A 6,000-nucleotide genomic window follows, 5' to 3' on the forward strand; every position below is an offset into this window, starting at 1 on the left:
GGACGTAGCAGCTGCGTTGGCGGAATTAACTCCAATCGACTCCGCGAATTCCGTACACTGTTAGCACGAGACATCGCCAGTCTCGAACATAAAACAAGGCACCAACCCCGGGTAGAGGATCATGTTTGCACTGATGAAGGACGGCGGTGCCATCCGGCGGGGTCGGATCTTATTTGCGATGGTGATGACGTTGTCTCTGCTCACGTCATGTAGCTATGGCGAGCGGGCAACAGAGTCGTCGACCTCACCAGGCAACGAAGCAGAAGCAGCAGAGTCGAGCCCACCGCCAGCCCAACGTTACTTTCAGTGGACCGTCAACCCGAACGTGGCAATTCCCCCAAGGAGTTACGAGGTCGTACGAGCCGCCATTGAATCGGCAACCATATACGGAGGTATGTCGTGGGGCGGTTTCCCAGGTTATGAAGAGTCCTTCCTTGGAGGAATACCCAAGTCTGCCGATGATCCGCGTATCGTCGACGGATTGATCTCTAATGGATTCAGAAAGAACTACTATGAGTCGCTTCCAAATTATCCGTGGTCCTTTAAAGAACTGATTTATCAATACGAGGAGCGTGGCGACACAATAAGCGCAAGCGGATGCAATATCTCCTACGGGTCATTGCTGCCACTGGATGGCACGAACGTTCGCCCACCGGCGCGAGCCCTAGTTTTCAGCCTAGAATTCAAAGTAGATGACCTAAGCGATGCGGGAGCTAGCGCGTTGACCCCCGAAGATCACGGCCAACCGTTGCCGCGATCGGTCACATGGCGCCCGAAGATCAACGTATTTCGCGACCACCACATCACCCGATTCACCCTTGACTCGATAGACCACACCCCGAATCTAGGCCCTGTTTGTCGTGAATTTACAGCAGCCACGATTGGCAATGATGGACATTGGTCGTCAGATTTTAGATACGAGCCCTCGCAAGCCGAATTTGAGCGTGAACGCGCAAATTTGCATAGCAGCCCTCGATGGATTCCAAACTAGGTCGTGGACGTAGCAGCTGCGAGGAGGAATTAACTCCAATCGACTCCGCGAATTCCATACACTGTTAGCACGAGACATCGCCAGTCTCGAACATAAAACGAGGCACCAACCCCGGATAGAGGATCATGTTTGCGCTAGTGAGGGACGGCCGTCCCATCCGGCGGAGTCGGCTCTTGTTTGCGATGTTGATCATCTTGCCTCTCCTCACGTCATGTAACCATGGCGAGCGGGCAACAGAATCGTCGAGCTCACCAAACAGCGAACCAGAAGCAGCAGAGTCGAGCCCACCGCCGGTCCAGAGTTACTTTCAGTGGACCGTCAACCAGAACGTGGTAATTCCCTCAAGGAGTTACGAGGTCGTACGAGCCGCCTTTGAATCGGCGACTATTTACGCTGGCATTCCTTGGGGCGCGTTTCCAGGTCACCCGAGAGCAGCACCGCAGCCGCACTGTTGTCCCGCAAACCAGAGATAGACGAGTCGAATATGGCTCGTGCAGCACCGCTCGATTTACGGGCGACGATGATGTGCAAGCCAATGTCGCGTGCGTGCGGCAAGAGCGGGACCAACGGCGAAAATGGATTCAGCGCCGTTCCGGACGGCACCAGAACGACGTAGTCGTCGATAACTATAACCATCTCCGGGCCCTTCCACCAGCTCCGCTCACGCAGCTGTGCCGGGGTCACGTCCGGTCCAGACAAGCGGGCTCGCAGGTATTTATCGAGCGCCACAAACACTTCAGACGCCTGCTCCTGCGTCGTGACATATCGCCGCTGCGGCGGTGTCGGAACAAAGTCCAGCAACGACCGCCGCGGATCCACCACCACAACGTCGTTACTGAGCACGTCACGGCGCCGCACAATCTCACCAAGGGCCGCCTTCAGCAGGTTTGTCTTTCCCGCCTCCGTGTCGCGAAAGATGATCAAGTGCGGGTCTTCGCCGAAAATATCGAGCCCAGCGGCGACAGCGTCGCCTCTCTCTTGAGCATCCTCGCTACTTCTCTGGCCAACCTGGGATTGGGCTCAATGCCACCGGAGCTATAGTCTCCGGAGCCCCAAGCTGAGACCCTCGAATGGCACTGGGAATACTATCTAGGCTGGAAGGACACTCACCAATCCCGAGATCTTGGTTCGAAGTACTAATCCGCCACCCATCGAATATGTCGCTCGGCGGAACCCTACTATCTCCGCCAGTACCCCGATCCGTCGGATTAACGTCAAAATTTGGAATCAACTGGAAAACACTCGACTCGACTGTGGTACCCCAGTGCTCAAAAGTAGTCGGGTTCGTCTCCAACTTTTGCCTTACCCCGTCCGAATAATTGCACGAAAGAACTCGCCATCCCCACTCCATAGGGGTGAGCTTCAAACTGCGATAAGAGGTACCGTAGATTTCCCGAATAGTGTCACCTCCCCTACCAAACATATTCGGGTATTTTCTAAATTCACCAGAATCTTTCAAGAGGTTGACCCACCCTTGATAGGAAACACCCGAAACTGTTGAGAGGCTAATCGAGTTCGCCTCTACGAAAGCCCGAGCTACCTGCGCTTGTGGGCTCAAAAGATCACCGTCACCGTTCATAACCCACCGAAAAGTGGCATGATAATTCTGCGGCGGCATTGCCTGCCCACCGTTTGACGGATTATCACTGGTACACGCAGTCAGGAACAGCGGCACCATAGCAAAAAGCGCGTAACACCCGAATCGTAAAGATCGACTTCTGACAGACAAGTTTCTACCCACTCTACCCTGTTGAACTATTAACTCGACTTTCGAACTGACACCGGCAGTCGATCATTGATTACCTCCAGGCCACCCGGGAAACGTAGTGCGGGTAGGAACAGTCGTCAATGGCAACGTCGCAGGCGACAACCAACGCGACCCCGATGGCGTCGTCGACGAAGACACCGAAACCGATTGATCCGGAGAACCCGCACATCCAGACACCAAAACGACCGCGCCAGCAAGCGCAGACAGTGGCATCAGGCATCGATTCAAAATCATCCAGATACTCCTCGCGAAAGATTCTCCATCACCGGGCCGTTCGAGCGTGACATTATGACGCACCTTTCCAAATTCGCCGCCAATTTTGCCCTGGTCAACCCTCACAGAAAATGGCGTCTCATTTCGCTCATACGCCTCAACGATTTTCCGTGCCAAGTTTTCCTTCGAGTCTGACGATCCTCGGATTCCCAGGCCTTATACAAGGGGTTATTCTTGATATTAGGATCTTGCTGGACCATTCCCTCAATAACTTTGGGCATACGATATAGATCGTTATCTACCGTCTTCATCCTCAAATCCCAGCCTTGCGGCGGCACGGTCCCGCCCCGTCGACGGACGTCGCGACCTTGGATCCGAACGCAAAGGTGAAACCATCCGGGCTCGCGAATCTGACGTCGTAGTTCCCCGGTGAATTCTGTGGCGCGAAGTCGGGGACCGCGGAGTACTCGCGCGCAAGCAAGTCAGTGACCTCCGCCAGAGCTGCTGGCCAGGCCAGGTCCGGAATTGGACTATCGGAATAGTAAGAACCGGTAGACGGGAAAGCACCGTTAAACTGCTTATCCTTCAACAAGTCTCCACAGCCGGCCAACCCGCCTCGCCGACCTTCGGTGGTCGACCAACGAAACGCCGTCATCTCAGGAGCATGCTTGGCAACGATCCGACCGATCTCTTCAACGGTTCCTTTGAGTCGGGCGAGGAGCGCTTCGGCCGTCTCGGGATGGTCGAGTTGACGCCAGGAATCGTTGCTTGTCATGTCCGGCCCTTCATTGGAACTAGGCGTGATCGTCGAGCAGGCTGCCACGACGAAGGCGATCAGCCCGGCCGAAACCACAATTGAAATCCGTCGCATGATTAATCGCCTTCGATGAGATTGTCGGGCAACGACCCTAAGACGGCCGCCATGTTGTAGCCAGCCATCCGCATTTCGGGTGTCTGACCATCTGGACCGTATCCAACTCTCAGATAGTCAGAGTGCCCGGTACCTCCGATACGAGGAACGTTGGTTCTGTCCACGCCTGGATGGGTCGACAGCCGGGTAAAGCCGCCGGCGACCGATGGGTCGGGGCCGAAATGCCCGAAGTCGGCGACCAGGTCCTCCCCATTCTCGAGCAAATACATCCGATCGCTCGTGAGGTTGAAGTGCTTTGCCTCATAACGTGGCAGGTCATTCGGGTCGCCGCCTAGTCCCGGCGACCCATAGAACACCGCTTCATCAACCGAGCCACGAGTCTTGCGAAGCGCCTCGGCGGTGACTAACGAACCGTACGAGTGGCCGTACGCGACAATATGCGGGTCCTTTTTCACCGACGCAGCATCGAGTCCGTTGAAGAAATTCGCCAGCCGGGGCGCCGCCTCGTTGGCCTTGCCGGTTGACGCCACATCTCCGCCACCTCGGACGGTGTCAAGCTTTCCAGGCCCGGTCATGTTCGGTGCGTCGTATCCAAGCCACGCGATGGTGGAAACTGTTTCGTCGGGGCGTCCGGCAAGATCAAGCTGCCGACTTGTCTCCGCCCGTAGTTGCTGGGCTTCACCGACCATCCCGTCGGACGGGCGGCCACCGTCAAGCGCACCGCTAATCGTCGTCCCCAAGCCCGGAGTGGTCACCGCGACGTGATCGGCGGTATCGGGATTTCCGACTGCGACGGCGGCGTGGCCGCGCTCTCCCGACCGCATATCCAGCAGAAGGAGCAGCCTGGGTGCATCGGGCGTGCCTTTGGCGAGGGTGCTTTCTACGGTGTCGAGGTCCTTCAACTTCTCTTCGACATACCACTTCTTGGCGTCGTCGTTAGTGAAGGTTCCACCGAACCAGTTGTCGTCGAGGTTGCGTTGCAGTTGGTCACGTTCACGTTCGAGTCGGGCCCGTTCGATGGGGATCTGCGACCGGTTGGCACGATCGCGGTCCGTTGCCGCGATTCCGTCGATGTTGCCGACCCACTCGGGTCGCTCCTTCACGATCTTGTCCCGCTCGTCGCTCGGGAGATCCTTCCACCAAGTCGCAACAGCGTCAGGCTCTCCCGAAAGTTCTGCCGGCGGCTCTGACGCGGTCACATCGACGACCGGACTCTTCGGCTTCGGATTGTCAACAAGTGTCGGCTTCTGCTCCGGGATTACGCACATCGGGATGTCTCTAAATCCCGGCGTTCCCTTGGGCGCTTGTTCGCGCTCCCCCGATTTCACCGCCGACGGGCCGGACGGTTTCTCCGGACCCACACTTGGCGGCTCGCTTCCCGCTGCCGACGAAATGGGCACTGCCGGAGCTGCTGGCACCGAAGTTGGCGCGGCCTGAGCAGTTGGGGGCAGCGTCTTTTGCGATTCCGGACCAGCCATTAGCCTCGCGCTTCCATCGGCAGTGGGGATTACGTCGGCGATTCACTGCGAAACCACACCCTGCCGTGCAGAAATCCGTCTGCCTCGGCGGGAGCTACGGCAGTTCGAGCAGCATCATTTCCAAACTCGGACTTTACCGTCTGAATGCATCTGCCAACGGCCATCCGGGAATCACACGTTTGCTGTTCTCGATTCCGGTCAGATCAACAGCAGAGGCCCAAGCCTCGCAGCGATTCTTCAGATCATGCCGCCCAGAGGGAGTTACGATGGACTCAACAGTCCAATCGCCAAAGACGTTCGTCGAAGGGCGCCTCAGTGGCCCCGTTGTTGAACGCGCCTCAAACTGCCCCGGCCACACCTTTACCGCAAACGCCAGCACACTAGGGTCAGGAGCCGGAAGCGGTTCCGAGTTGAAACTCACATACCGTGTATCACTGCACACAAGATAGCTCGAGAGACCATTACTCGATTGTTCAACCCCCTGCACCGAGAGTGCGATAACTCCTTCAAATCGGTATCGCGCAGTGGGAAACCAATCAATATCAGTCTCACCATCGCTTACCGCCGCCTCAAATCCGGGATACACAGAAGCCAAAGCTGTCGCCTTATTCTCCGCAGAACCCAAGAGATAGTACGACTCCATAGACGCCCGCACCACCGCTCCAACCTGGGACGACAG

General features: G+C 56.9%; 5 protein-coding genes. 1 reads left to right on the forward strand and 4 read right to left on the reverse strand.

Going from position 1 to position 6,000, the window contains the following annotated elements; translation table 11 throughout:
* Nucleotides 1-121: 121 nt before the first annotated feature.
* Nucleotides 122-991, forward strand: a complete 870-nt coding sequence (locus WBA38_RS03940; protein WP_424322105.1) for a hypothetical protein — start codon at nt 122-124, stop codon at nt 989-991.
* A gap of 384 nt (nt 992-1,375) precedes the next feature.
* Here WBA38_RS03940 and WBA38_RS03945 read toward each other — a convergent pair whose 3' ends face one another.
* The 4 genes from WBA38_RS03945 to WBA38_RS03960 all read right to left on the reverse strand — a co-directional run bounded on the left by WBA38_RS03945 (nt 1,376) and on the right by WBA38_RS03960 (nt 5,321).
* A complete protein-coding gene (locus WBA38_RS03945) occupies nt 1,376-1,915 on the reverse strand; it encodes a hypothetical protein (protein WP_424322106.1) in 540 nt (179 codons plus the stop codon).
* Nucleotides 1,916-2,790: 875 nt separating this feature from the next.
* Nucleotides 2,791-2,979 (reverse strand): hypothetical protein, encoded by a 189-nt coding sequence (locus tag WBA38_RS03950; RefSeq protein ID WP_424322107.1) that lies wholly within the window; start codon nt 2,977-2,979, stop codon nt 2,791-2,793.
* Nucleotides 2,980-3,285: 306 nt separating this feature from the next.
* Nucleotides 3,286-3,843, reverse strand: a complete 558-nt coding sequence (locus tag WBA38_RS03955; RefSeq protein ID WP_424322108.1) for an LppA family lipoprotein — start codon at nt 3,841-3,843, stop codon at nt 3,286-3,288.
* Between the two features lie 2 nt (nt 3,844-3,845).
* Nucleotides 3,846-5,321, reverse strand: coding sequence for an alpha/beta hydrolase (locus WBA38_RS03960; protein ID WP_424322109.1), 1,476 nt, complete (start codon nt 5,319-5,321; stop codon nt 3,846-3,848).
* Nucleotides 5,322-6,000: the final 679 nt, after the last annotated feature.

It is taken from the genome of Gordonia sp. (in: high G+C Gram-positive bacteria) (assembly GCF_049647785.1).
GTDB lineage: Bacteria > Actinomycetota > Actinomycetes > Mycobacteriales > Mycobacteriaceae > Gordonia.